The sequence below is a fragment of the Collinsella sp. SGI.180 genome (assembly GCF_050313455.1).
In the GTDB taxonomy this organism is placed as follows: domain Bacteria; phylum Actinomycetota; class Coriobacteriia; order Coriobacteriales; family Coriobacteriaceae; genus Collinsella.
The window spans coordinates 117,372-142,307 of record NZ_JBNPLL010000001.1 but is presented as its reverse complement, the minus strand read 5'-3'; the positions used below and the strand labels follow the sequence as shown (position 1 = coordinate 142,307).

Below are 24,936 nucleotides of genomic sequence, written 5' to 3'. Positions count from 1 at the left end.
TTTGTTAACACAAATATGGCTATGGTTGGCACCCTTGGGTTAAACGTAGTAGATGGGCGCATTTTGTGGTGCACAGCCCAAGAAGAGGTCGTTAGCCGCGCTGGAGGCCGAAAAGTTTGGCGTTGCGCTCGGCGACCATCATGTTGATGTCGGCGATTTCCATCTCGCCGTCAATGTAGGGCTGGTAGGTACCGTACGGGTCGCCGGCTCCCAAGCTGCAGCTGCCGCAGTTGTCGCAGCTGCCGTTGCCGCAGCCCGCGAGCGCTAGCTTGATGATCTCCTCACGCTCGGCACGCGTCGTGTCCTTGATGAGCTTGCTTTTTGCCATGACATATCCTCGATTCGCTTGTGACCGTCGGCCGCGCATGTCTTGTAGATACCGGCGGGCTTTGTCCATCATAGGCTTTTGCGCGGGTAGAATGCATGGATATCTTGATGCTTACGGGCGACGGAAAGGAATCGTTGCATGGACCAGGACAAGACGACCGTAATGGGTGGCTACGGCTCCCCGCGGACGGGCAATGGCGCCGATGAGACCCGCGTCGTGCCGAATCCCGGCTACGCTGCCCCCGATACGACGCAGGTGTCGGCCGATCCTACGCGCGTTGTGAATTACGGAAACGCGGCGCAGGACCCGCATGGTGTCTCATCGCAGAACCCCTACGGCAACGCGGCGGTAGACCCTTATGATGACCTGCTGCAAAATCCCATTCCGCAGCCCCAGCAGACGACATATATGCCGCGCACGGCACAGCCGCGCTACGAGTCGCACGACCGATACGCGCGCGAGCCGTATCGTGAGTATCCCAAGTCCATCCCCCAGTATGGCGAGGACGAGGAGAAGAAGCCTTCGCGTTCGTCGAGCGTGATCAAGAAGATTCTTATCGTGCTGGCGATCTTCTTTGCCTTGTCGGTTGTGTTTGCCATCGTGTCGGGCATGCTCAACAAGCGGGGCGCCACGACTGATACCATGGCCGAGCAGACCGAGACTGCCCAGTCCGGCACCGTCGACCTGAGCGATATCCCGGGTCAGTACTGGTCAAACGCCAAGAAGCTCCTCAAGTCGCGCGGGGCCGATCTTTCGAATGCCGTGATTCTGACCGACGACGGCTCGACGCCCGTCGTCGATGCCAACTGGGTCGTCACATCTGCCTACTACAACGGTGACGGCAACCTTGAGATTCAGCTCACGCGCAAGGACAGCTCGTCGAGCAACGCGTCCGGCGATCAGGGCGGCGCGGACAGCTCGAGCTCCAACACGCTGGAAGACCTGAGCAACAAGGCACAGGAGTTGGGAGACAAGGCGCAAGAGCTGGGCGACACAGCCCAGAACCTCGGTGATACTGCTCAGAATCTGGGCGATATGGCAACGAACGCCTGGGATGCCCTGCAAAATGGCATTTCGGGCGCGCAGGGAAACTAGCGGCCGAGCGGAGCGGGGCTACAACTGCTCGGCCGGACGGTCGGGCGAGCTAAAGCCCGAGTCAAACGTGACAACGCATGATGCATCGGGCCTGCGCTCGTGCACGATATGCGTTACGCGCTCCAACAGCTCGTCGTCGGAGATGCGAAAACCGTCGGGACGCACCAGGTCAAATGACACAAAGCCATCGTGTTCGTGCAGGTCGTGGATGGAGAGCGCGGGATCGATCTGCATCACGCCACGCTTGACCCAGCCGCGTAGGTCGTCACCGGTGGTGGCGATGGGGTCGCAGTGCAGCGTGATGTCGATGCCCATCTGGCGTTTAATATCGTGCTCGATGGTGTCCAGGATCTCGTGGTGCTCAAAGGCATCGCCCTCGCCGGGCATTTCCACGTGTGCGCTGGCAAACTGACGGCCGGGGCCGTAGTCGTGCACCATGAGGTCGTGTGTGCCCAAGACCTGGGGGTACGACATGATCCTGTCGCGGATTTCCTGGACGAGCTTGGGGTCGGGCGCTTGTCCCAACAGCGGGCTGATGGCGTCGCGCACCAGGCCCATGCCGCTGATGCAGATGAAGATACCCACACCCAGGCCTGCCCAGCCATCGAGGTCAAAGCCGGTCGTCTGCGAAATAAGCGCCGCCGCCAAGACCGAGCCCGAGGCGATGACGTCGTTTTTGGAGTCCTGCGCCGTGGCGATGAGCGTCTCCGAGTCGATGCGGTCGCCCAGCGCGCGGTTGAATGCGGCCATCCATAATTTGACGAGCATGGACAAGACGAGGGCGGCTAGGGAGACCAGCGTGTAGGCGGTGGGGGAGGGCTTGATGATCTTGGTAATGGACTCGAGCACCAGGTTGATGCCGACGGCACAAACGAGGACGGCGACAAACAAGCCGGCGAGATATTCGTAACGGCCGTGGCCATAGGGGTGGCCTTCGTCTGCCGGGCGGCTGGCAAGGCGGAACCCGAGCAAGCTCACAATGTTGCTCGAGGCGTCGGAGAGGTTGTTAAAGGCATCGGCGATGAGCGAGACAGAGCCGGCGAGCAGACCCGCGATGCCCTTGGCCAGGCACAGGGTAATGTTGAGGCCAATGCAGATGAGGCTTGCGGCAAAGCCCGCGTTAGTGCGACATGATGCATCGACCGGCTCGCCCTCGCTGCCAGGAACAAGTGTATGTACCAGCCGATTTACAAATAGCATGGCGTACCTCCTCGCATCCTCGTTTAAGGGGATAGTGTAGCTCGCATGGGCGCGCCGTGCGCCGATGCTCAGAAAATGCAGCAATGGTCTGCTGGAGCTAACGATCGGGGCTTCTTGTCCGACCGGGTGCTCCATTTTGGGCCACATGGGTATGGGCATGTGCCTGCCTGCCCGACATACTTAATGTCGACAGCCCCTGCGTAAAGGAGGATGTATCCATGGACGAGATGTTTGCCATTAAATGCCAAAACTGCGGCGGCCCCATGTACTCACACCAGGCTCAACGCAGCTTTGAGTGCGCCTATTGCGGCACGGTCGTTCCGTGGCAGGCCGATGCGGGGGAGCCCAAGAGCGCCCTGGGCATTCGCCATGCGCCGCTGACGGTTGTCGATGGGCTGCTTAAGCTCACCCATGTGTCGCAGCTCGAGCGCCCGGTGGATCCCGACTGGTATTTCTTCAACGCGCACTGGCGCAACCAGTCGGTTCTGGAGCATCTACTGTGGGAGGACCGCGGCACGGCGCAGGAGTTCCAGGAGGCTACGCACGTGAGCATCCCGTGCCCCTTCTGTGGCGCATCCTTCGAAGGCGAGTCGACCCAGCGCGTGTTTGAATGCCCGTCCTGCGGCAATAAGATCGGCGTTGCAGACCTACTCAAGCCCGGCACCTTTAGCAAGCGCCTGACCATGGGCGTTGGTGCGGAGTATGTACCCGAGCAGGGTATTCCCTGCGAAATCTCGCCGCAGCAGGCACGTGCCAACGCGCTGCAGCTGGTGCACCAGTATGCGGAAGCCTTTGCCGGTCACGATGTAGAAGACGCGATCCAAAACGACATGATGCTCTTCTACTTTCCCATGGCGCTCGCGGATTTGCGCATGATGGCGTCCTTCCCGGGCAAGGGGCTGAGCAAGGAGACCTTGGTGTACTACGAGGTGCTCGACTGGGCATACCCGCGGGCAAACTACCTGGACGTTCGTCTTATGGGCATTTTGGAGCCGTGGGACTTTGGCAGGGTGGGGCCGTTCGATCCTGCCATGCAGGAAGGTGACTTTCGCGTTGTTTCCGTCGATGCGTCTACCAAGGACCAGGTGGTCATTGATAAGCTGGCGCTCGACGTTGCCGGAAACGATGCCGAGGCGGTGTTGGGGCTCAATAAAAAGAGTATCCGCACGTGGGCGCGCAAGGCCCGCAAGCACAAGGATGGTCTGGTGATGGTGCCGGTCTACTTTGTCGATCGTCCGGCGTCGGACAGCCGCGAAGGCGAGCAGGTGCGCATTGCCGTAAACGGCCAGACGGGTCGTGCGGCCGCGGTAGTGTTTAGCGACAAGCGCGAGACGCATGTGGTGGCACCGCTCAATCCCAACGTGATGCTGTCGAGCGAAAGCACCGTGCATGCCACGCCCATCGAGGTCAAATACGTTAAATCGCCGTTTCTGTACCAGATCGTGCGCCGTGGAGGTGGCGGGCAACCGCGTCAGGTGGCAGCGGCGGCCGAGGGTTCCTACCGAGAAGAGAAGCCCAAACGCCGCGGCCTGCTGGGTGCGCTATTTGGGAAGTAGGGGAGTAGTGCCGGTTGGCGCTGTAACGTGATGACCGGGGGTGCAGGGCGGCTCGCAGGGGTGCGGGCCGCCCCGTTTTGTGCGGCAGCAGGACCCGCAGGCACTCCATTAAACGCTCACGCTCACAGCACGAACGTTGAGCAACATTACGTTTGCCGATAGCTATTAAAAAATGTCCGTTCGCGGTAGTAGCATCAAAAAAGAGGGGTCCCGAATGGAACCCCTCTGGCAAGTCAAATTGTCCCCTACGGGACGCCTTCCAAGGAAGGCATTTTTGGCAAAGCCGTATTTTGACTCGCAGTGTCGATGTAACTGGTAATCGACAAGGCAACTGTAACACAGCGCGGAAGGGCTGGTCGACATGAATTTAAGAAACTACTCTGGCGACTACAATATCGGCCTCGACATGGGAACTGGCTCCGTTGGCTGGGCGGTGACCGATGCCCAGGGCAAGCTTCTGCATTTTAAGAAACAGCCGACGTGGGGCAGTCGTTTGTTCGATAGCGCACAGCCGGCGTCCGAGGCGCGCGTTCATCGTGGACAGCGTCGCCGTTACGTGCGCCGCCGCTGGCGCCTCGACTTGCTGCAAAAGCTGTTCGAGCCTGCGATGAGCGAGGTTGATCCGGGCTTTTTCATGCGACTTAACCAGTCGCGGACCATTGAGGGCGATCCGATCTTTACCAAGGACTTCACGAAGGCCGATTACTACGATCGCTTCCCGACCATCTATCATCTGCGCACTTACCTTATGGACACCGATGAGCAGGCCGATCTTCGATTGGTGTATCTCGCAATCCATAACATCGTTAAGCATCGCGGTAACTTCTTGCGCCAGGGGGAGAAGCTGACGGCAAAGACGGCAAAGACATCCGATGCCCTTAAGAATCTCAATGGCGCTCTGAAGGCATGGTGTGAATCGAGAGAATATGAGTTCGCGAAGCTTGATGAACTCTCTGTAGCGAAGATCTTGGCTGATGAGCGATCTTCTCGTTCGCAAAAGGCAAAAGACATTCAGGCGCTTGTTAAAGTGGATACTGCGGATGCGGCTGCGAACAAAAAGCTGGCGAAGGGTTTGTCGAGCGCTGTCGTCGGTCTCCAATGCGAGTTCAAAGATGTGTTTGGCGAGTTTGAGTGCGAGGCGACTAAGCTCGCGCTTTCGGATGACGAGAAGTTAGAAGCGCTGCAGGCCGCATGTCCCGATGACTGCGTCGAGCTTCTTGAGTCCGTTTGCGGTGTTTACTCTGCTTACGTGCTGCAGGGGCTTTTGTCCTATGCTGAGGGCCAGACAATCTCGGTCAACATGATCGAAAAATATAATTGTTACGCGAATGATCTTGATCGACTCAAGACTTTGGTCCACGAATATGCTCCCGGCTCATATGAGTCTTTCTTCCGCGGCGCAACCTATCACGATTCGAATAGCGATGACCCCTCGCGCGACTACGATGCCTCTAAGGCACAGGGTTACACCGCATATGACCTGCATAAACTGTCCTATGATGACTTCGCTAAATCCGTAAAGAAGCTCTTTGCGGGAACGGGTGCGGAGACGGATGAGCGCTATATTGCCATGATGGACGCATTCGACAAACAACGCTTTTTGCGTCGCCTTAAGACGAGTGATAACGGTGCCATCTACTATCAGCTGCATCTTGAGGAGTTGCAGGCTATTCTCAAAAACCAGGGCCGCTTCTATCCGTTCCTCAAGGACGATGCAGCGAAGATCGAGAGCCTGGTCACGTTCCGTATCCCGTACTATGTGGGACCGCTGACGCCTAAAAATGCTGCCCAGGACAAACATGGCAACCACCGATTCCAATGGTCCGAGCGTAAGCCCGGCATGGAAGATGCGACGATCACGCCTTGGAACTGGGATACCGTGATCGATAAGAACAAGAGCGCCGAGAACTTTATTCTGCGCATGACGGGCGATTGCACGTATCTTGCTGGTGAAAAGGTGCTTCCCAAGCAGTCTCTGCTCTATGAGGAGTTCTGCGTTCTGAATGAACTCAATGGTGTTCGCTGGTCCGAAGATGGTGACGATTGGCAGCGCCTGGATGCCGCGCAGCGCGAAGGCATTGTCCATGAGCTTTTCCATAAAAAACGTCGCGTTACCTACAAGATGATTGCCGACTGGCTGGTAAAAGAGGGCGACGCGACAAATCCGGTTGTCCGCGGTGGCCAGGGTGAGAGCGGCCTTGAATCAAAGATGGGCTCGTACATCTTCTTTGCCAAGGATATCTTTGGCGTGGATGAGTTGAGCCGCGCCGAGTATCCGGTTATCGAAAAGATCATTCTTTGGAACACGTTGTTCGAGGACCGCTCGATCCTTAAGGAAAAACTGCAGGATGAGTTTGGCCCCAGTGGCAACGGAATGCTCGATGCCGAGCAGATAAAAAAGATCTGCAAAAAGCGCCTGACTGGTTGGGGACGTCTGTCGGAGAAGTTCCTGACGGGCATCAGGATTGATACGCAAGCTGGTCGCTCTATGAGCATCATGGACGTGCTGCGAGAGGGAAACCCCAGCTCCGAGCGTCGCCTGGGCGAGACCATGGTGATGATGGAGATTCTCCACGACAACACACTGGGCTTCCAGGAAAAAGTGGATGAGCACAATCGCAAATACTATGCCGAACATGAGAAGACTCTAGGCGTAAATGAGCTTCCCGGATCTCCGGCGATTCGTCGCAGCCTGAATCAAGCGATTCGCATTGTTGACGAAATCGCAAGGATTGCGGGGCACGCGCCGGCTAACGTTTTTGTTGAGGTGACTCGCGACGAGGACGAAAAGAAAAAGGGCAAGCGGACTACGAAGCGCTGGGACGCCATCGAGGACGCTCTCAAGGCGTTCAAGGCCGAGGGCGGCAACCTGGCTGTTATGGACGATTTTAAAGAGCTCAAGGCAGCCAATGTAGACCTTGACGAGCGCTTGACCCTCTATCTGATGCAAAACGGAAAATGCCTGTATTCCGGCCGCGCTATCGATCTCAATAAGCTTATGGCAGGCTCGGGCGAGTACGAGGTCGACCATATCATTCCGCGTGCCTACATTAAGGACGACAGCCTCGAAAACAAGGCGCTGGTGTACCGCGAGGAGAACCAGCACAAGACCGACCAGCTTTTGATTGATAAGAGCATTCGCTGGAAGATGGGCGAGACGTGGAAACAGCTGCATCAGGCGAAGCTCATTGGCGATAAAAAGTATCGCAACCTGCTGCGTTCTTCCATAAACGAGAACGCTATGAAGGGCTTTGTCGCGCGTCAGCTCGTGGAGACGAGCCAGATGGTCAAGATGGCGCAGGCGTTGCTTGAGGCACGTTATGCCGATGAGGGGACGAAGATCGTTCCCGTTAAGGCGAGCGTGTCGCACAATCTTCGTGAGGCAGCTGGCTTGGTCAAATGCCGCGAAGCCAATGATTTCCATCATGCGCACGATGCCTATCTGGCATGCCGCTTGGGGCTGTTTATTCAGATGCGCCACCCCGGAATGTATGAGAACCCCATTGGCTACTCGCATGTGATTAAGAAATACGTGCGCGAGCAGTCCGAGCTGTTTAAGAAAACCCATCGCATGCCTGGATCGGCCGGATTTGTCGTCAATAGTTTTATGACTGCGGGTTTTGATCCCGAGACGGGTGAGGTCTTTGACGATGCCTGGACCGAGGACGACGAAGTCAAACGTTATAGGGGAAAGTATCTTCCGGACGGCTGGAACGCAGCGGCAGAGGTCGAGGGCATTCGCCGTGCGCTCAACTACCGCCAGTGCTACATCTCGAGGATGCCGCAGGAGGATACGGGCGCGTTCTGGAAGGCAACGATTTACTCGCCGCGTGATCCCAAGATGGGCGCAAAGCTTGAGTTGTCGACCAAACAGGGGCTCGACGCCAAACAATACGGCGGTTTTTCGAGCCAGCAGTTTGCGTATTTCTTTATCTATGAGGCCAAAAAGAAAGGTAAGCCGGTGTTCCGGTTCTCTCAGGTTCCCGTGTGGCTTGCGGCGCGCATCGAGGGCGACTCGGCAGCGCTTGGTGAGTATGCGAGGGGACTTGCGGAGAAGGAGGGCCTGGAATACATCGGTATCACGAGGTCGAAGATCTACAAGAAACAGCTGATTGAGGTGGATGGAGACCGTTTGATTATTACTGGCGCAAAGGAGGTCAGATCGGGTTCTCAACTGTCGTTTTCGCAGGATGAGATGAGCGCCCTGCTATTTGCTGACGAGATGCCAACCTCTGATGCTATCGCTGAGCTAAATACCATTTGGCTAGGAATTAATCAATCACTGCTCACTTTTAATAAACGCTTGTCGTTGCAGCTAAATCTGGGCAGGTTTGATGAGGCGTACGCGAATCTTTCTGCTGATCAGAGGAAAAAGTTGCTTAGCGGTCTTATTGCGCTCGTAAATGGCAACGATCGAATTGTTGATTTGTCGATGGTGGGAGGTCCTTCTAAAGCGGGTCATATGAGCATCGTATTCTCTAAGTTGCTGAACGATCCACAAGTCACATTCTTTATTGTTGACCAGTCCGTAACGGGTATGTTCGAGAGAAGGACTCGTGTCGGGCTTTAGGAACATTGTCATTTCTAGCCCCTGCAAATTGCAGTACAAGGGCGGGTACATGGTTGTCCGTCGGGAGGACGACACGGCGAAAGTCCACCTTTCGGAGATTTCGTCGGTCGTCCTTCAGACCAATCAGGTGTTCATAAGTGCTTATCTGCTCTCGGAGCTTGCCAAGGCAAAGGTCGCGTTTGTCGTTTCTGACGAGAAACGCGACCCCATTGGGCAATATTTGCCGCTATACGGGGCTCATAACACCAGCAAGCGTATTGCGGAGCAGCTTGAGTGGGGCGAGCCGATCAAAAAGCGCGTATGGCAACGAATCGTGCGCGACAAAATCAAGCATCAGTCTGATGTGCTCCACGCCCGTGCGCGTGAGGAACAGGGCGAGACGCTCAGGAGCATTGTTGCCGAGGTGCGTTCGGGTGATACGACGAATCGCGAAGGACATGCAGCCCGGCTGTATTTCAGCTCTCTGTTTGGTTCGTCCTTCTCGAGGGATGATGACACGCCTCTGAACGCTGCTCTCAATTACGGCTATGCGATTCTGCTGTCGAGCGTTAATCGCGAGATTGCGGCGCGCGGATACCTTACGCAGGCGGGGATTTGTCACAGAAATGAGTTTAACCAGTTCAACTTGAGCTGTGATTTTATGGAGCCGTTTAGGCCTCTTGTAGACCGTATTGTGTTTGACAACTTTGACGGCGAGTTCTCTAAGGAGACAAAGCTGCTTTTGGTCGACATGCTTAATCAGGGGATCGCATATCGAGGCGGCACGTATCGCGTGGGTTCCGTAATTTCTCTGTATGTTGCCGACTGCCTCAAGGCTCTTGACCGGAAGCTGTCGGTAGATGAGATCGAGTCGTTTGAGGTCGTATGAGTGCCGGGGAAAGGATCAGATATATGAGGCTTGTTGTCTTCTTTGATTTGCCCGTCGATACTCCTGCGCAGAGAAAAGACTACCGGGTGTTCCGTAAATTTCTTCTTAAAGATGGCTATCTTATGCTCCAGGAATCCGTGTATGCAAAGCTCGTTGTTAATGATGGGGCGGCGGGAAGCGCGGTGCAAAGGCTCAGGAAGCATCGCCCGCCCGCCGGCCTCGTGCAGGTGTTACGCGTGACTGAATCTCAGTTTTCGACCATGGAGTACATAACGGGCAGTCGTGAGACCCATGAGGAGATAGACACGATGGAGGAGCTTCTGGTTTTATGAGGCTCGTATTTGCGGGACTTGAGAACTCGTTGGAGCTAACAGCAGGGGAGACATCGGTTTTGCAAGTCGAGAACTCGGCTCTGTTCGCGCGGATTGTAGCTTCTTTGCAAAACGGATTGGGACGACAGGCAATGGAGCCTTATTCCCTTTGGAAAGACGATGAGGAGATTAAGCCCGGCAACGCTCTGATGGTGGTACCTGATGCGTTGAATCTTCCATGGGATGACCGTGCGTTTATGACCGCAATCACCAAGAAGGTTGAGCGCGAGTTTCTAGAAGACGAAGATTTGCGTATGCAAGTGGAAGAGGCTGAACGAGCAATAAAGCTGCGTTTGGGTGGATTGAACCTTGGCTTTAATGCCGATTTGGGGTTTGGGTTAGAATGGGATTTGAAGCGCTACCTCAAGTTTTTAGGATTTGGCGCAGCGCCTCAAGAAGATAAATCGTTCCTTGATAATCTGCTGAATTTCCTTTCATTTGCTCTTGACGCTGGCTGTAGAAAGACAATCGTATTTGTAAATCTCAAAACTTTTTTGACGGAAAATGAGCTGCAAACGCTCTATGACCACGTGTTTTTCCTTAAGTTGAGTCTGTTGCTCCTGGAGAATAAAAAAGACACCATGTCTTATGGACATGAACATAAACTAACGGTTGACCTGCAGTTTTTAGAGCATTGAAAGAACTGACCGGTTAGATTGAACGTCCCGTCGCAGTAGGGATTTTACTCCAATGGTTTTGGAGCAGTGTCGATCTAACTGGTAATCAAACACCTACAACCTGACCATGGGCACCTCGTGGGTTTTGGAGCAGTGTCGATCTAACTGGTAATCAAACGGATAAACGGGAAAACAAAGGACATGACCAGTTTTGGAGCAGTGTCGATCTAACTGGTAATCAAACTGAGGCAGTAGCGATACTGCTCTGCCGTCCGTTTTGGAGCAGTGTCGATCTAACTGGTAATCAAACACCAGAGGGCCTTGGAAAACCCTGAGGCGGGTTTTGGAGCAGTGTCGATCTAACTGGTAATCAAACTCCTTTCAATGGAAGTAGTCCTTCATTAAAGTTTTGGAGCAGTGTCGATCTAACTGGTAATCAAACTTCAGACCGAGCATGAGGCAATGGAGGGTGTTTTGGAGCAGTGTCGATCTAACTGGTAATCAAACCAGATCTAGGTTGTACGCGCGGTCTGTCTGTTTTGGAGCAGTGTCGATCTAACTGGTAATCAAACTGATGATGCACCTATGGGTTAATCGCATATGTTTTGGAGCAGTGTCGATCTAACTGGTAATCAAACGGGGGCGTTACCGAACATGACGGTCTCATGTTTTGGAGCAGTGTCGATCTAACTGGTAATCAAACCGCGGGGTGTCAAAACCCTAACTTAGGCAAGTTTTGGAGCAGTGTCGATCTAACTGGTAATCAAACTATTTATTATGATAAATACGTTGGTCGCAGTTTTGGAGCAGTGTCGATCTAACTGGTAATCAAACTAAAACCAACTCGCACGCCCAAACATACCCGTTTTGGAGCAGTGTCGATCTAACTGGTAATCAAACCGATCCCACGGGCGTGACGATCGGCTACCGTTTTGGAGCAGTGTCGATCTAACTGGTAATCAAACTTACTGGATACATTGTCGCGTCCGATGGAGTTTTGGAGCAGTGTCGATCTAACTGGTAATCAAACGTGCGACTCCGCCCTCAACGCCATGCTGGGTTTTGGAGCAGTGTCGATCTAACTGGTAATCAAACATTGACTCGTCCCTAACGGCCTTAAGGGTCGTTTTGGAGCAGTGTCGATCTAACTGGTAATCAAACCAGTTCTCCCCGTTGGATATATCGAGATAAGTTTTGGAGCAGTGTCGATCTAACTGGTAATCAAACATAATGAGAAATCATTACTTCAACCTCGCGGTTTTGGAGCAGTGTCGATCTAACTGGTAATCAAACCAAAATCCCAACCGGATACAAGCGCATCCGGTTTTGGAGCAGTGTCGATCTAACTGGTAATCAAACTCCTTCTAACTGTCGACGTCGACCAGTACGGTTTTGGAGCAGTGTCGATCTAACTGGTAATCAAACGCTTATTGCTCGCACAGCGATTCGCTTTGGTTTTGGAGCAGTGTCGATCTAACTGGTAATCAAACATGCGCCAGTGATTTTGCCGGGTAATCCAGTTTTGGAGCAGTGTCGATCTAACTGGTAATCAAACCACTCTTTACAATCAGCTTTGAACGTGCGCGTTTTGGAGCAGTGTCGATCTAACTGGTAATCAAACACATCGTGTCCGCCATCCGAGGCGCGATCCGTTTTGGAGCAGTGTCGATCTAACTGGTAATCAAACGCGAAGCCAGATCGCAACCACTGGGCAAGCGTTTTGGAGCAGTGTCGATCTAACTGGTAATCAAACCCCGAACGACAGGCGATTAATCACTTGAACGTTTTGGAGCAGTGTCGATCTAACTGGTAATCAAACAAGCTCACCACGTGAACAGCATGGCAAGCGGTTTTGGAGCAGTGTCGATCTAACTGGTAATCAAACTGGTTTCGAGGTCAAGGAGGACCAAATGGGTTTTGGAGCAGTGTCGATCTAACTGGTAATCAAACGTCACAGCGTCCAAGGCTCCACTCGGGAAGTTTTGGAGCAGTGTCGATCTAACTGGTAATCAAACTCGCAGACCACCGCGCGCGCCGGGTGGCTCGTTTTGGAGCAGTGTCGATCTAACTGGTAATCAAACTGCTCTGGGGCATGAAGGTCGTGGAAGACCGTTTTGGAGCAGTGTCGATCTAACTGGTAATCAAACCCTTCGGGAATCGGTTGGCCGTGTATCGCTGTTTTGGAGCAGTGTCGATCTAACTGGTAATCAAACCCGATTAAAACGATACGCTCACGGTGCTGGGTTTTGGAGCAGTGTCGATCTAACTGGTAATCAAACACGGCATCTTCAAGCGCCTCGGCCTCCGGAGTTTTGGAGCAGTGTCGATCTAACTGGTAATCAAACCTTGACATCCAAGCTCTTTATATACATTATGTTTTGGAGCAGTGCCGATCTAACTGGTAATCAAACAGCTAGTAGCATATAGCGGCGCTATCAGGTGTTTTGGAGCAGTGTCGATCTAACTGGTAATCAAACCATGTGCTCACCTCCTTGGCTCAATACTGGTTTTGGAGCAGTGTCGATCTAACTGGTAATCAAACTCGTGCCGCACTTTACGCCGTTCATCTCTAGTTTTGGAGCAGTGTCGATCTAACTGGTAATCAAACCCGATGCTATCGAGACTGCGAAGAGTTGCAGTTTTGGAGCAGTGTCGATCTAACTGGTAATCAAACCTCATCAAGGAGTGACATGAGGACCAGCGAGTTTTGGAGCAGTGTCGATCTAACTGGTAATCAAACATGCAGCAGCCGCTCCCTCATGGAGGGATGGTTTTGGAGCAGTGTCGATCTAACTGGTAATCAAACACACCATTCGAGATATTCGAGGTGCCCGAGTTTTGGAGCAGTGTCGATCTAACTGGTAATCAAACCATACATTAACGTTTTAATTGCTACCGAAAGTTTTGGAGCAGTGTCGATCTAACTGGTAATCAAACCTCCTTTTAACGGTCGACGTCGACAAGTACGGTTTTGGAGCAGTGTCGATCTAACTGGTAATCAAACTCATCACTGCTACAGTTTGGAGCATAACAGTTTTGGAGCAGTGTCGATCTAACTGGTAATCAAACACGGTCATAAGATAGCGCCAAGTCTCATAAGTTTTGGAGCAGTGTCGATCTAACTGGTAATCAAACTTGGGAATGCGGTTTCAGGCGAGATATTTTGTTTTGGAGCAGTGTCGATCTAACTGGTAATCAAACTCCACATCTCGATGTAGCCGTACTGCTTTGGTTTTGGAGCAGTGTCGATCTAACTGGTAATCAAACAGCTCACCACGTGAACAGCATGGCAAGCGGGTTTTGGAGCAGTGTCGATCTAACTGGTAATCAAACCTTTTTCAGTAGTTGCAACAGTATCAGAGAGTTTTGGAGCAGTGTCGATCTAACTGGTAATCAAACGTCAATCTTCACGACCGTCTCGACCGTCTGTTTTGGAGCAGTGTCGATCTAACTGGTAATCAAACTTTTTAGCGGCTCAGTATGCGAGCATCCGCGTTTTGGAGCAGTGTCGATCTAACTGGTAATCAAACGGCATTCAACGTCAACAACCGCAAGGTGGGTTTTGGAGCAGTGTCGATCTAACTGGTAATCAAACTGTGTTCCGTCGTGACTGTTCCGCAACCGTGTTTTGGAGCAGTGTCGATCTAACTGGTAATCAAACCCTCGACCCGTTAATGAATGAATGGCACGGTTTTGGAGCAGTGTCGATCTAACTGGTAATCAAACCTCGAATCTCGCCCTCGTAGTCGCGGTTGAAGTTTTGGAGCAGTGTCGATCTAACTGGTAATCAAACCCTAACGTATAGTGTAGAGCTTGAAGTCAGTTTTGGAGCAGTGTCGATCTAACTGGTAATCAAACGTAAACTCGTCTCGGCTGACTCGGCGATCGGTTTTGGAGCAGTGTCGATCTAACTGGTAATCAAACTCGCAGAGACCGAGGACGCAAAGCAAACGAGTTTTGGAGCAGTGTCGATCTAACTGGTAATCAAACTCCATCTCATCGAGGTCACTGCGAACACGAGTTTTGGAGCAGTGTCGATCTAACTGGTAATCAAACTGCGACACGACAGCCTGGTTGACGCCGCTGTTTTGGAGCAGTGTCGATCTAACTGGTAATCAAACACCGCGCACTACCGTGATGCTCGATAGCGGGTTTTGGAGCAGTGTCGATCTAACTGGTAATCAAACACGGTGACGTGGAGCACCCCACCGCGGACGGTTTTGGAGCAGTGTCGATCTAACTGGTAATCAAACTGAGGCAGTGTCGATATTGGTCTGCCGTCCGTTTTGGAGCAGTGTCGATCTAACTGGTAATCAAACTTCCCTATATTGGAGGTGACGATGAACCTGTTTTGGAGCAGTGTCGATCTAACTGGTAATCAAACCCAGACATTGGCGCAGATCAACGGCATCGGTTTTGGAGCAGTGTCGATCTAACTGGTAATCAAACACTTGCATGATATAGCGTAAACCTATGAAAGTTTTGGAGCAGTGTCGATCTAACTGGTAATCAAACGCATACGCCGGGATACCGAAGCCGGCCATGTTTTGGAGCAGTGTCGATCTAACTGGTAATCAAACGTTCAACACGACGAAGTCCCACGTGTAGCGTTTTGGAGCAGTGTCGATCTAACTGGTAATCAAACTGATTTCATCAAGCTGAAGGTCAACTTTGCGTTTTGGAGCAGTGTCGATCTAACTGGTAATCAAACGCTCGCATCGCGGAATCTTTCCAGAAGTTGTTTTGGAGCAGTGTCGATCTAACTGGTAATCAAACTGACCACAGTTGGTGTTGACAGTACCCTGGGTTTTGGAGCAGTGTCGATCTAACTGGTAATCAAACCCGTCCTCGTCTTTAATCTCTACATTGCCGTTTTGGAGCAGTGTCGATCTAACTGGCAATCAAACGTAGAACCGGATTTGCAAGGCACCACTATAGTTCTGGCGCAGTGTCGATCTAACTGGCAATCAAACCACCACGCGCCAATGGGTTGATAGTAGTAGCTTTGGGTCGGTGTCGATCTAACGGTAATCAAGCTTGGCCTTGAGCGCGTTAACGCTCTCGGCGTGCTCGTCGATGATCTGGTCGATCTTCTCGTCCTCGATGCCCATTGCCTTGAGCATCTTTCGTGTGAGTGCCAACAGAATCTCCCTTGCTTCGGAATGGGCGGGTTCCCGCCTGATGCCTCGGCAGGGCCCTTGCCGCAATACCTCGCGGCAAGGGTGAGTATCCAAACGACGCAACGCGGTACTAGCCCCGAGGTGCTTACGGAAGATTGAGCGGTATGTGGATTCGTGGTCCTCGGCCGCCGGCTTGAGGTAGGGCTGCGGCTTCTGGCGCCTCGTTCCAAGTTCGACATATGGCGCGTACTCGACGTTCGTGCCGATGACGGCGCACTTGCTGCCCTCGTCGACGATGTGGGTGATGGAGTTACGCAACCGGCCCGTGTCGACCGGGCAGGCACGCTTGGCGTAGCCCTCCGCGACGAGGCCGATCTCCTCAAGCGCCGTGGCGAGCGCCTGGTCGATGGCCTCCGCGATGGCCTCGCGGTTGTCCTGCCGTATCTCGACGAGCCCGGCTGTATCCAGCTTCGCGGCGTTTACGATCTCCTCGGTGATGAGGGTCCCGTGCCGCCCATGGTCGCCGACGCCGCCGACAAGCCCGTAAGCCATCAGTCCATCACCTCGCACCCGTAGCCCACGCGGCCGTTGACGTCCGCCTCGATGGCCTGCACCGGCACGCCCTCGCACCCGAGCGTGCAGCCGTCGTCGGGCTCAACCTCGTCGCCGCGCTGCGTGCAGATGTAGGTATCAGGGAACGTGAAACCGAAACCGAGCCTCACGGCGCAGTCGCCGCAGCTCGCACATGTGAATAGCTCTTTCATGCCTGCCCCAATCTCTCTGCGGGCAGTGTCGCGACATTGTCACGCGATAACCGAGCGCGGCCTGCACGGCGCGCTCGCGGTCGCTAAGGTGCCATCGTTCTGCGGCGGCGCGTTCTGCGGCGGCGGCCCGGCTTAGCAGCAGGCCGCCGCCGAATATGCACTTGCCGCGCTCGCGCTGCTCGTCGAGCGCGGAGATGCGGCACGCGTCGCGCCTGCGGACGCGGTAGGGCGTGCCGTGCGCGGCGAGCCACTGCGCGCGGGCGGCGGTTATGACTTCGTTTGGGTACTCATACTTGGCGACCGTCTTCCTCATCGCCTTGAGCCGCGCGTCGTTGGCATGGTTCAGTCTGCGCCCGAGCTCGGGGTCAGCCTCTAGGACGTTCTCGTCGTCGAGGTTCGTCACGAAACCCGTGCTCACGACTGCGCCGTTCTCGTAGGTGATGCTGCAGTCGCAGACGATGTGGTCGACCTCCATGCAGCGCCTGCCGCTGAGGCAGGTGAGCGACGGCGCGAACAGGAAGAACCTGATGCCGCACTCGAGGTAGAACGCCTGAATCCTGGAGAGGATGGAGAACGGCGGGTTGTCGACCACGACGCAGCCCTCCGGGTACTCGAATGCCTCGCAGTCGCCGCCCGGCCAGAACGGCCTCACGACGTCGGACTCCTCCACGCCCCATCGCTCTCGCACGTAGTCGAGCACGACGGCGTACACCTCCGGCGGCGTGTAGCAGTCGTCGGTGGTCTTTTTAGGCTTGAACTTCTCGACGAAGCCGTCGTAGCCTGTGAAGCTCTCCCTGCTCTTGCTCATGTCCCTCCCCGCGCTCGGTTGCTTGCGAGGATGTTCCCGCCGCGGTCACGCGGCATGAAAAAGCCCCGCCACGGCGGGGCTGAACTAGGCAAGCGGTTAGACCGATTAGCCGATTGATGGGCTAAAGGAAGATGCTAGAGTCATGCTCCATAAGCTTAGGCTCACCGGACGAGATGGACTCTTCCAGAAGGTCGGCATATTCGCAAACGTGCCCGTAGAACATAGGCTCATAGCCGAACATCTCAATAAAGACGGGCTCGGCCTTCTCGATACGAGCTTTTGCAAGCTTCTCCTGCTTAACCTGGCTTTCTATCAAATCAGCTCCTCAAGCATCTCTTCGAATATTTTACTTGATTCAGGTAGGTATTTGCGCAGGACGGCGAGAGATTCCGGGTTCGCGGTATGAGCACTGAAGAACTCGGCAAAACCTTCATGAGACAAGCGCATCAGAGTGAAGTCCTCGCCTGACCCCTTGGGCCTCCAATAGTCTCTATCATGGTACCAGCCGTCTTCGCACTTGTTCAGCGTCGCCCCGCCGAAAAGGTCGGAAAGGTCTGCTTTGTCCGCATTGCTCATCTCGCATATCTCGGAGGCGACGGAGTTGTATGCGTCCGCCTTCGTGTGCTTGAGGGATGAGATCGCCTCGGCGACGTTGTCGGGGTGCTTCCTTAAATAGTCTACCTTCCATTTTGAGATATAGCCGTTCGCCTCTAGCCACCCGAGGTCCTTAGCCGCCTTTGCCCGCTTGAAGCCTTCGCGCATCTCCTTGTTGCGAGCGTCGATGTATGCGTTCGCCTCCTTCTTGATCGTCTTCGCGAATACCCCACCTTTGTAAGTCTCCGATATATTCGAGTTGAGACCGTCGACCATGTGCCCGAACTCATGGAACCAGGTCGTTCCTTGGGGTCTCAATCCATCTTTCGAAAACACTCTTTCAAGGTTGAGCCTCACGCCACCGTCCGTTGGGCTGTAGTGGGCGGTCCCGCCCCATCCGCCGTTCAGCAAAACGAAATCACGCTCATGCTTCAGGTAAACGCTACGGGCAGCCTTGTCCGAACGCTTGAGAATGCCTTTCACCGCATCCCTTTGATCCCCATTGAGGCACGAGTAGACGGAAGCAGGCATATCGGGCTTGCCCGCGATGCGCCGAATTCGGGCCAGCGCCGTGTCCAGTACCTTCTGCTGGTCGCCGGCGCTCATCTTGCGGAACGAGCCAGGTGGGATGCCGCGCTCTCTGTTTTGGAGCAGTGTCGAGCCAGCTGGAAATCCGGCCCTGCTGCGCGTCACCATAGCGACCTACAGGCCGGGGCCCCGCCGACGAGGTCGCGCGCTACCAGGCGAAGAAGCTCGCGAAGGGCGGCGACGCGGCGTTCGCCAGGGCGTGCGGCGAGTACGCCCGTAACGACGCGCTCCGAAGCCTGAATGAGACGATCATCTCCAACGTGGGCCGCGACAGCGGCAAGGGCGTGCGCTTCGCGCGCGTGCCGACGGGCTTTGAGACCTGCACCTTCTGCATCATGCTCGCGAGCCGCGGCGCGGTCTACCACACGCGCAAGTCCGCCGGCGAGTTCAAGCACTTCCACCGGCACTGCGACTGCAAGGTGGTCCCCGGCTTCGAGGACGACCCGGACGCGGAGCTCGTGGAGGGCGTGAACCCGGAGGAGCTGCGCGACCTGTACGTTCGGTTCAAGGAAATAGACGACTGCGGTCTGCCGAGGATTCAGGAGGATGCACTCAAGCATGCATGCCTCGATCGGTTCGCTGCCCAGTCCGGCAGACAGCGGATACCTTCGTCTGAGCTTTCCGAGATATTCGAGGCGGCAAGAAGAGACGCTTGGAATAGGTTTGCGAGGGAGAAAACCGAACAGAACTACGAAGCGACTTTCGGGGAGTTTGTGCGGCTCCTTGGTGGGCAGTACGGGGCGACATGGGAATGCGGCTCGATTAGGAATATCGGGGGGACGGCTGTATATGCCAACCCAAATGGCGATGAGCTCTGGGTCGCAGCCAAGATTTCGCCCTATGAGCGCTTCATAAAGTTTCTTCCGTCAGATCAGGATGTCGTCCCTGATATCCAGACATCGTTGGGTTATGCCGAAATTAAATGTCCAACTTCGGCTAAAAAATCTCCGCAAGGCTTCGCCACGCAAAGGCTCAGCTTGAGGCGGTGGGCTCCGGGGAGAAGGTGACTTATCTTGGATTGCAAAAGGTCAATGATGTTGACCGTGCCCGCGCAATCGCCGCGGACATGCAGTCGGGAGGGACGGCCGTGAACGTCTGGTGCATTCTGCCTGACGGCCAAGTCGCACGTCCATAGAAAAAGCGCCCGCGGCCTCGGTTCCTCACCCAGGTCTAGGCGCTCTTTTTAAGATTATTCTACCACATCGACCGCGGATTAAACTGCGGGCCACATCTTACCGGGGCGTGGCGGAACGGCAGACGCGCGTGCCTCAGGAGCACGTGGACATCGCCCGTGCGGGTTCGAGTCCCGCCGCCCCGGCCAAAACGTTGAAGCAGGCCATCCGCACGGGTGGCCTTTTTCATGCCTAAAAGCGCCCCGCACGGGGCAAGACGATGCCCCGCACGGGGCGGAAATGGAGGGAGTGTGGCCCAGGAGACCACGCCCACCGAGACCAAGCCGACCGAACCTGCACAGGGCGGAGGCGCCGGTCAGGAGCCCGACTACAAGGCGCTCTACGAGAACGCGCTGAAGGAGTCGCGCAAAGACTCTCGCAGCCTCACGCAACATCGACCTCTCCGCGATGCCTTCTGGCTTGTTTCTGCTGCCGCCGCGCCCTAAAACAGGCAGCTCTCAATCAGATCCTTCCCTCGTAGAGTGTCGATCCACTCCCGTGGAATTGCCTCGATACCGTAGGCCGTGCCGGCGAGGGCGCCTGCGACGGCTGCAGTGGTGTCGGTGTCGTCGCCCAGGTTGACGGCGGCAAGCACGCAGTCTTCGTAGCTGCTGGTGTTGACGAAGCACCAGGTGGCTGCCTTAAGCGTGTCGCGCACGAAGCCGCCGGATCTGATTTCGTGCTCGGGTACATCTTTCAGACAGAGTGCCCATTCGGGGAGCGCGCCGTCCATCGCGGACCTCAACAGCTCGATGAACGTGACGCATGACTCGGTCGACGTTCTGTGAGCGTGCGTTATCGCGGAGATCTCACGGATCTCTTCGTCCGTCGCGTCGACAAACGCCAGGGGAGCGATGCGCATGAGCGATCCGTTGCCGTTGTCGCGCTCGCCGGAGCCTCCTTTGCCGGTGCGCAGGGCTCGAGCGGTCGTGCCGCCGTAATCGAAAACGCCGTCAATCGTATACTCGCCACGGGCAATCCAGCCTACGAACTTGTCGCGCATGTCTGCGGTGTCGATATGCTCGAGCTCCCTAATCGAGTCACAGGTAGCAAGCGTCATAGATGTGTCGTCGCTCCAGGTGCCGGCGGGTTGCCCATGCGTGCCATAGCCAATCATGTCGGTGCATTTGAACGTGCCGCGAGGCATAAACTCGTAGGGAACGCCCAGTGCGTCGCCAACGGCAAGTCCGTAGATGCAGTCGCGCAGTGTTGTTTTCGGTCTGTCTGTCATGGAAAACTCCTCTTGCACTTCGGATTGGAGATGCGCGGCGATCAGCGGCAATATGTCCAGCTCGATTCGCGATGCAGTGCGTCGCGAATCGAGAGAACACAATGGTCAATATGTCAAAATGGTATGCATAGACGTCTCTTTACACGGCAACAGGCATTTCTTTTGGGCGTCCTGCCTTTGGTGTATCGGCGAGTCGTGCCTCGATGGAAGCTTTGGACACCATGCGCTTGGTGCCATCCTTCCATGAATCCAACAGTCCTGCATTTATCAGTTGCGATACCCGTGCTGAGCTAACACCGAGCATACGAGCGGCATCCGCTGCGGTGACGGTGGGGATGTCGCCGAGTTCGCGACTGACGGCCACGGCAATAATCTTGCCACCGTGCTGCGGCTCGTGGCCAAAGTCCGGCGCAGGCAGGTCGACGCCGCCCATTAGGTGGTCATCGACCATGCATGCGAGAAAATCAGCGGCGCTTTCGACAGCGTCGTTTAGGCCGGATCCGAACGTTCCGCTTCCGCCCAGCGAGCCACATGGCACGGCATCGACCATGCCGTCCGAATCAAAGAACTCGGATTCCCATACGTAAACCATGTAAGACCTCCTCCGATGCCGGCGATTTGAGGAACATCCTAAGAGCTCACCAAGCGCATCAAACACCTTTATTGATTCTAGTTTGAAGCCTCGTGCGGACACGATTTTGGTGCTCCGCGCACGACCGCGAAAAGGGTTTGCGGTGACTAAAATGTGGCCATAGAGGCAGTTTTAGCGAACCCCGCGGGAGCGACACGCATGGATAACAACACTTTGCTGTTCCAGGACAAAGGTTCGGGTAGGTTTAAAGACGTTAAGATCTACCCCAACCGTATTGAGGTGCTCAAGAAGGGCACTTTCGGCGGCAAGCACACCGAGATTGTCTATCTTAAGGACATTACGGGCGTCAATAGAATCAAAGGCCGCGATGTTTTCCTACGTAACAGGCTGTTGACTGCTTGTGTCTTTAGCCTGAGCAGCCGCTCCCAGGCCCAGGAATTTGTGAACGCGCTGAACATGGTGATGTAGCATATGGCGGCGTTCGGGCCACGGTAAAAATCGGGGGCGCAGAACGGTATCCTGCGCCCCCGATTGAGTCGATGTGTCCAAACGGTCGGCTTGCCTATTCGCTAGCGCCTTCGCTGTCTTCGCGGTCGTTGACAAGCATTGCTGCGCCGGCGACCGTTGTAGCTATGGCGGCGGCAGCGAGCCCGGCGGCAATGCCAGAGCCGTCGCCCGTGTCGGCGAGCTTTCCGCCCGAGCCCTTGCCCTTGTTGCCCTTACCGTTCTTGTTCGCGCTGCCCGCGTTGGCGCCGGCGCCGCCTGCACTGTCCGAGGCCGCTACGGTAAAGCTTGCGGCTCCGTCGCTGGCGAGCGTGTAGTTCTGCGCCGCGTCGCCCAACAGGTCTTTTTTCGCACGCACCCAGTACGTTTCCGCGGCAAATGCCTCACCCTCGGCCATCGCCGTTCCCGGAGCGCCGTTTGCATCGTGCATAAACTCGAGTTGGGCGGTGCAGGCATCGTTTTCGAGCTTGCCCTCGAGTGACGCCGTAATCTTGGCGCGCACGTCCTCGCCGGCCTTAAGGCCCTCGAGCCCCTTAAAATGGGGTGTCAACGCGCGCGGATCGATATCGATGGGCACGGAGCCCCGCAGCGCCGTAACGGTCTCGTTGCCCAAGGCGTCGACATCCACATATACGATTTCAAACACATGGCCCGAAGCCGCCACGTTGAGTACGTTGCTGCTGTCGACGAGGCGGAAATAGCCCTCGCCAGCGGTCTTGCCATCCTGGAGCGAGGCATCGCTCAGCGAGTCGCCGTACGTCATGCGCATGCGGGTCGGGAGGTGGTACGAAGCCGTCTGCTTGTGCTCCGTATCGTAATTGCGCTGATAGATGCTCCGGGCCAGCGCTGCATCAACAAAGTCGGATGCGATGATGCCAATGTGCTTGAGGTAATCTGGCTCTGTTTCCTCGGTGCCGTCGGGATTGATGTACGGGCTCTTGTACAGATGCTCGTTGACCACTCGCGCTGCGGTAAAAGGGTTGTTTTGCGTGCAGCTGGTGTAGTTGATAGACCAGCAGCGCTCCGTTGCCTGCATCGTTGTTCCATCCGCGGCAGTGATATCTACGGTGTTGCGCTTGAGTTCGGACGCTGCCTTCAGGGCGCTATCGACCCATGCTATCTTACTGGATCCCGTGCAGCTGTAATGGTCTTGGGCATATACCTTTGTGCAATAGGGCTCTATGTTGCCCGCATTGCCCGTAGCCTCAAAGCCTTGCGCGTCTTTGACGAGACACATAGAGGAGCTGTCTGAGTGTGCTGCGATTTTGTCGTCCCATTCGGTGAGGTCGAGACCCCACGTGCGGCCGTTTGCGCTGCTGCCGGCGAGTCCAAATCGACGCAGCAGGACGATCTTTCCGCGCGCCTCGCCCAGTGTGGGAACGTGGCTCGACGTGTAGAACAGATTGGGATTATCGTCCATAACCTTGGCGAAAGCCGTCGTAGCACTTTCGTCGGTGGCTTCGTTGTTGCCTCGTGACACAAGCATGATGAGCGCTTCTGACGAGTGTTCGTTCAAAAATGTTTTGAAGTAACCGATGACATCGGAGAGCTGCATATAGTGCCCGTCTTTTTTGAACAGGTAGCCTCTTCCATGGACGATTCCGGGGTCGTCGTGCTCGTTGTTCCCTCCAAGTCGGATATCAAAATAGCGAATGCCTTCGAGCAACTGCGTGGGTATGTAATCCTGCTGGCACTTTACAAGCGAGGTTTGGGGCTCGGTGTCGTTGTCGACGCTGCAGGTACTCGAATCGTGAGTTCCCGGGATGCTCAGCTCGTCGAGGTACTTGTTGTCGTCGACGTGGCTCATCCAACATGGTCCGTCGATGTAGCTGCTATACGTGGTCCAGTCGATGCTGCTAACTGTGGCATTGGTCTCGCCCATGTCGTAACCGACAAGTTCGAGTTCCCACGGAATGCTCGTCCTCTTGTGGCAGATCTTGTTGTCGTCTTGGTCTTTGCCGTCCTTTTCTATGGCCAGGTAATTAAAGTCTTTGTCCTCGTTTGTGCGGTCTCGGATGATGTAGGTTCCGTCTTGCTGGCGGTCGAACGCAAAAGAGCGGCTGGGCTTGTCGTCATGCTCGCCACTCCATACGTGGATGACCTTTCCATCTTCGTCCGAGTCGCCATCGACCGACCAAATGCTGTAGCCCGTCTTCTTGTGCTCTTCGAAATTGAGCAGGGTGCGGATGGCATACCATTTTGTATTATCTGTATCGGTCGCTACGTGCTCAAGGATGAGCTTGCTGGACGTGCCGTCATTAAATAGGTGGCAGACGTTGCCGATGACGTTGCCGTCTTCGTTGACGCTCGCGGTGCGAAAATAGCCCGCGGGGCGAAGGCGAATGACGAACTTGTCGAGGCTGGCCGCTGGATCGGCCGTGCCGTCCGCAAAGGCTGTCCGCGGACTAATGCCCAGCATGGCGGTTTCGGGCAGGCTTGCCAGAGGCGACAACGCTGCAAGTCCAAGGCCCAGCGTAAACGCTCGGCGACTGATGGCGTGATGTTCGGTCATAAATCCTCCATTCGCAGGGTGCGGCTGCGCGCTCGTTGTGGTCACTATACTGCCCAGACGTTTAAAGAAGCCGGTTTAATTGTCTGCGCGGCGCAATAAATCGGCGGGCGGACGTGTTGGGGTGCCTGCCGTTTTCGTACTGTTGCCACATTTGGGGTGGTTCCGGCATCCTCGCGTTCGTCGGCTACCGGCATAAGAAAGTTTTTCATGGTTGTGTCTCCTCGATCTGTAACCGCCCATGGATTACCTGCCTTTACTGTACGCGTGGACGGCTCGCTCGGGTGGGCCATGTGTCCCATGCTTGCGGTGCCGACGCCTATCGTGTGTCATAGAAATCCGCGATGGCCAGATGCGCTGACGCTCATGTGCTTATGGGCTAGACTTAGCACCATTACTTGATCGATACAGTTGGCCGGCGGTTGCCGCCCGACCGATCTATATGACTT

18 protein-coding genes, 1 tRNA gene, 1 pseudogene and 1 CRISPR repeat array are annotated in these 24,936 nt (G+C 55.2%); of the genes and pseudogenes, 10 read left to right on the top strand and 10 right to left on the bottom strand.

From position 1 onward, the window contains the following. Positions 1-91: 91 nt before the first annotated feature. Positions 92-328 carry a hypothetical protein gene (locus tag ACQRAP_RS00565; RefSeq protein WP_035137347.1) on the bottom strand — a complete coding sequence of 79 codons (237 nt, stop codon included), beginning with the start codon at positions 326-328 and terminating at the stop codon, positions 92-94. Between the two features lie 138 nt (positions 329-466). On the opposite strand from ACQRAP_RS00565, the gene ACQRAP_RS00560 reads away from it, so the two are divergent. Continuing rightward, positions 467-1,423, top strand: a complete 957-nt coding sequence (locus ACQRAP_RS00560; protein WP_427794637.1) for a hypothetical protein — start codon at positions 467-469, stop codon at positions 1,421-1,423. Positions 1,424-1,441: 18 nt separating this feature from the next. Here the strand turns inward: ACQRAP_RS00560 and ACQRAP_RS00555 are convergent, their stop codons facing one another. Beyond that, entirely contained in the window at positions 1,442-2,623 is a 1,182-nt protein-coding gene (locus tag ACQRAP_RS00555; RefSeq protein WP_427794636.1) for a cation diffusion facilitator family transporter, read from the bottom strand. Between the two features lie 218 nt (positions 2,624-2,841). Between ACQRAP_RS00555 and ACQRAP_RS00550 the strand changes: the two genes are divergently transcribed. From ACQRAP_RS00550 to csn2, 5 genes are all read left to right on the top strand, one after another. After that, positions 2,842-4,179 (top strand): hypothetical protein, encoded by a 1,338-nt coding sequence (locus tag ACQRAP_RS00550; RefSeq protein ID WP_427794635.1) that lies wholly within the window; start codon positions 2,842-2,844, stop codon positions 4,177-4,179. A 361-nt stretch (positions 4,180-4,540) separates the two neighbouring features. Beyond that, the gene (gene cas9 / locus ACQRAP_RS00545) at positions 4,541-8,749 is read left to right on the top strand and encodes a type II CRISPR RNA-guided endonuclease Cas9 (RefSeq protein WP_427794634.1); all 4,209 of its coding nucleotides are present in this window, start codon (positions 4,541-4,543) and stop codon (positions 8,747-8,749) included. Then, positions 8,736-9,617 (top strand): type II CRISPR-associated endonuclease Cas1, encoded by an 882-nt coding sequence (gene cas1, locus ACQRAP_RS00540; protein ID WP_427794633.1) that lies wholly within the window; start codon positions 8,736-8,738, stop codon positions 9,615-9,617. The genes cas9 and cas1 overlap by 14 nt, the downstream gene beginning before the upstream one ends. A 23-nt stretch (positions 9,618-9,640) precedes the next feature. Then, the gene (gene cas2 / locus ACQRAP_RS00535; protein WP_427794632.1) at positions 9,641-9,949 is read left to right on the top strand and encodes a CRISPR-associated endonuclease Cas2; all 309 of its coding nucleotides are present in this window, start codon (positions 9,641-9,643) and stop codon (positions 9,947-9,949) included. Beyond that, positions 9,946-10,626 (top strand): type II-A CRISPR-associated protein Csn2, encoded by a 681-nt coding sequence (csn2, locus tag ACQRAP_RS00530; protein ID WP_154515875.1) that lies wholly within the window; start codon positions 9,946-9,948, stop codon positions 10,624-10,626. The genes cas2 and csn2 overlap by 4 nt, the downstream gene beginning before the upstream one ends. A gap of 55 nt (positions 10,627-10,681) precedes the next feature. After that, positions 10,682-15,578: direct repeats of the CRISPR family, unit length 36 nt; unit sequence GTTTTGGAGCAGTGTCGATCTAACTGGTAATCAAAC. Between the two features lie 339 nt (positions 15,579-15,917). Here csn2 and ACQRAP_RS00525 read toward each other — a convergent pair. The 5 genes and pseudogenes from ACQRAP_RS00525 to ACQRAP_RS00505 all read right to left on the bottom strand — a co-directional run. Then, positions 15,918-16,277: pseudogene (locus ACQRAP_RS00525) on the bottom strand (HK97 gp10 family phage protein); the annotation flags it as partial. Continuing rightward, on the bottom strand, positions 16,277-16,447 hold the full coding sequence (locus ACQRAP_RS00520) for a hypothetical protein (protein WP_427794631.1): 171 nt from the start codon (positions 16,445-16,447) through the stop codon (positions 16,277-16,279). The gene ACQRAP_RS00520 and the pseudogene ACQRAP_RS00525, both read right to left, overlap by 1 nt. Continuing rightward, a complete protein-coding gene (locus ACQRAP_RS00515) occupies positions 16,416-17,297 on the bottom strand; it encodes a hypothetical protein (protein WP_427794630.1) in 882 nt (293 codons plus the stop codon). Before ACQRAP_RS00515 ends, ACQRAP_RS00520 begins: the two co-directional genes overlap by 32 nt. Before the next feature lie 121 nt (positions 17,298-17,418). Continuing rightward, positions 17,419-17,613 (bottom strand): hypothetical protein, encoded by a 195-nt coding sequence (locus ACQRAP_RS00510; protein ID WP_427794629.1) that lies wholly within the window; start codon positions 17,611-17,613, stop codon positions 17,419-17,421. Beyond that, on the bottom strand, positions 17,610-18,587 hold the full coding sequence (locus ACQRAP_RS00505; RefSeq protein ID WP_427794628.1) for a hypothetical protein: 978 nt from the start codon (positions 18,585-18,587) through the stop codon (positions 17,610-17,612). Before ACQRAP_RS00505 ends, ACQRAP_RS00510 begins: the two co-directional genes overlap by 4 nt. A gap of 152 nt (positions 18,588-18,739) precedes the next feature. Here ACQRAP_RS00505 and ACQRAP_RS00500 point away from each other — a divergent pair, with 152 nt between their 5' ends. The 3 genes from ACQRAP_RS00500 to ACQRAP_RS00490 all read left to right on the top strand — a co-directional run bounded on the left by ACQRAP_RS00500 (position 18,740) and on the right by ACQRAP_RS00490 (position 20,097). Continuing rightward, on the top strand, positions 18,740-19,486 hold the full coding sequence (locus tag ACQRAP_RS00500; protein ID WP_427727493.1) for a hypothetical protein: 747 nt from the start codon (positions 18,740-18,742) through the stop codon (positions 19,484-19,486). A gap of 229 nt (positions 19,487-19,715) precedes the next feature. Then, positions 19,716-19,800, top strand: a tRNA-Leu gene (locus tag ACQRAP_RS00495). Between the two features lie 102 nt (positions 19,801-19,902). Continuing rightward, entirely contained in the window at positions 19,903-20,097 is a 195-nt protein-coding gene (locus ACQRAP_RS00490; RefSeq protein ID WP_427727495.1) for a hypothetical protein, read from the top strand. On the opposite strand, the gene ACQRAP_RS00485 is transcribed toward ACQRAP_RS00490, so the two are convergent. Together ACQRAP_RS00485 and ACQRAP_RS00480 are read right to left on the bottom strand one after the other, a co-directional pair. Continuing rightward, the gene (locus ACQRAP_RS00485; protein ID WP_427727497.1) at positions 20,094-20,882 is read right to left on the bottom strand and encodes an ADP-ribosylglycohydrolase family protein; all 789 of its coding nucleotides are present in this window, start codon (positions 20,880-20,882) and stop codon (positions 20,094-20,096) included. The genes ACQRAP_RS00490 and ACQRAP_RS00485 overlap by 4 nt on opposite strands. A gap of 139 nt (positions 20,883-21,021) precedes the next feature. Beyond that, a complete protein-coding gene (locus ACQRAP_RS00480; protein ID WP_427794627.1) occupies positions 21,022-21,474 on the bottom strand; it encodes a helix-turn-helix domain-containing protein in 453 nt (150 codons plus the stop codon). A 198-nt stretch (positions 21,475-21,672) separates the two neighbouring features. Between ACQRAP_RS00480 and ACQRAP_RS00475 the strand changes: the two genes are divergently transcribed. Next, positions 21,673-21,942, top strand: coding sequence for a hypothetical protein (locus ACQRAP_RS00475; RefSeq protein ID WP_373116800.1), 270 nt, complete (start codon positions 21,673-21,675; stop codon positions 21,940-21,942). Between the two features lie 94 nt (positions 21,943-22,036). Here ACQRAP_RS00475 and ACQRAP_RS00470 read toward each other — a convergent pair whose 3' ends face one another. Next, positions 22,037-24,490 carry a phosphatidylinositol-specific phospholipase C gene (locus ACQRAP_RS00470; RefSeq protein WP_427794626.1) on the bottom strand — a complete coding sequence of 818 codons (2,454 nt, stop codon included), beginning with the start codon at positions 24,488-24,490 and terminating at the stop codon, positions 22,037-22,039. Positions 24,491-24,936: the final 446 nt, after the last annotated feature.

Bases quoted from the DNA above. Each gene is read 5' to 3' on its own strand.
- ACQRAP_RS00565 (WP_035137347.1), bottom strand. From the start codon at position 328: ATGGCAAAAAGCAAGCTCATCAAGGACACGACGCGTGCCGAGCGTGAG.
- ACQRAP_RS00560 (WP_427794637.1), top strand. From the start codon at position 467: ATGGACCAGGACAAGACGACCGTAATGGGTGGCTACGGCTCCCCGCGG.
- ACQRAP_RS00555 (WP_427794636.1), bottom strand. From the start codon at position 2,623: ATGCTATTTGTAAATCGGCTGGTACATACACTTGTTCCTGGCAGCGAG.
- ACQRAP_RS00550 (WP_427794635.1), top strand. From the start codon at position 2,842: ATGGACGAGATGTTTGCCATTAAATGCCAAAACTGCGGCGGCCCCATG.
- cas9 (WP_427794634.1), top strand. From the start codon at position 4,541: ATGAATTTAAGAAACTACTCTGGCGACTACAATATCGGCCTCGACATG.
- cas2 (WP_427794632.1), top strand. From the start codon at position 9,641: ATGAGGCTTGTTGTCTTCTTTGATTTGCCCGTCGATACTCCTGCGCAG.
- csn2 (WP_154515875.1), top strand. From the start codon at position 9,946: ATGAGGCTCGTATTTGCGGGACTTGAGAACTCGTTGGAGCTAACAGCA.
- ACQRAP_RS00515 (WP_427794630.1), bottom strand. From the start codon at position 17,297: ATGAGCAAGAGCAGGGAGAGCTTCACAGGCTACGACGGCTTCGTCGAG.
- ACQRAP_RS00505 (WP_427794628.1), bottom strand. From the start codon at position 18,587: ATGGTGACGCGCAGCAGGGCCGGATTTCCAGCTGGCTCGACACTGCTC.
- ACQRAP_RS00485 (WP_427727497.1), bottom strand. From the start codon at position 20,882: ATGACAGACAGACCGAAAACAACACTGCGCGACTGCATCTACGGACTT.
- ACQRAP_RS00480 (WP_427794627.1), bottom strand. From the start codon at position 21,474: ATGGTTTACGTATGGGAATCCGAGTTCTTTGATTCGGACGGCATGGTC.
- ACQRAP_RS00475 (WP_373116800.1), top strand. From the start codon at position 21,673: ATGGATAACAACACTTTGCTGTTCCAGGACAAAGGTTCGGGTAGGTTT.
- ACQRAP_RS00470 (WP_427794626.1), bottom strand. From the start codon at position 24,490: ATGACCGAACATCACGCCATCAGTCGCCGAGCGTTTACGCTGGGCCTT.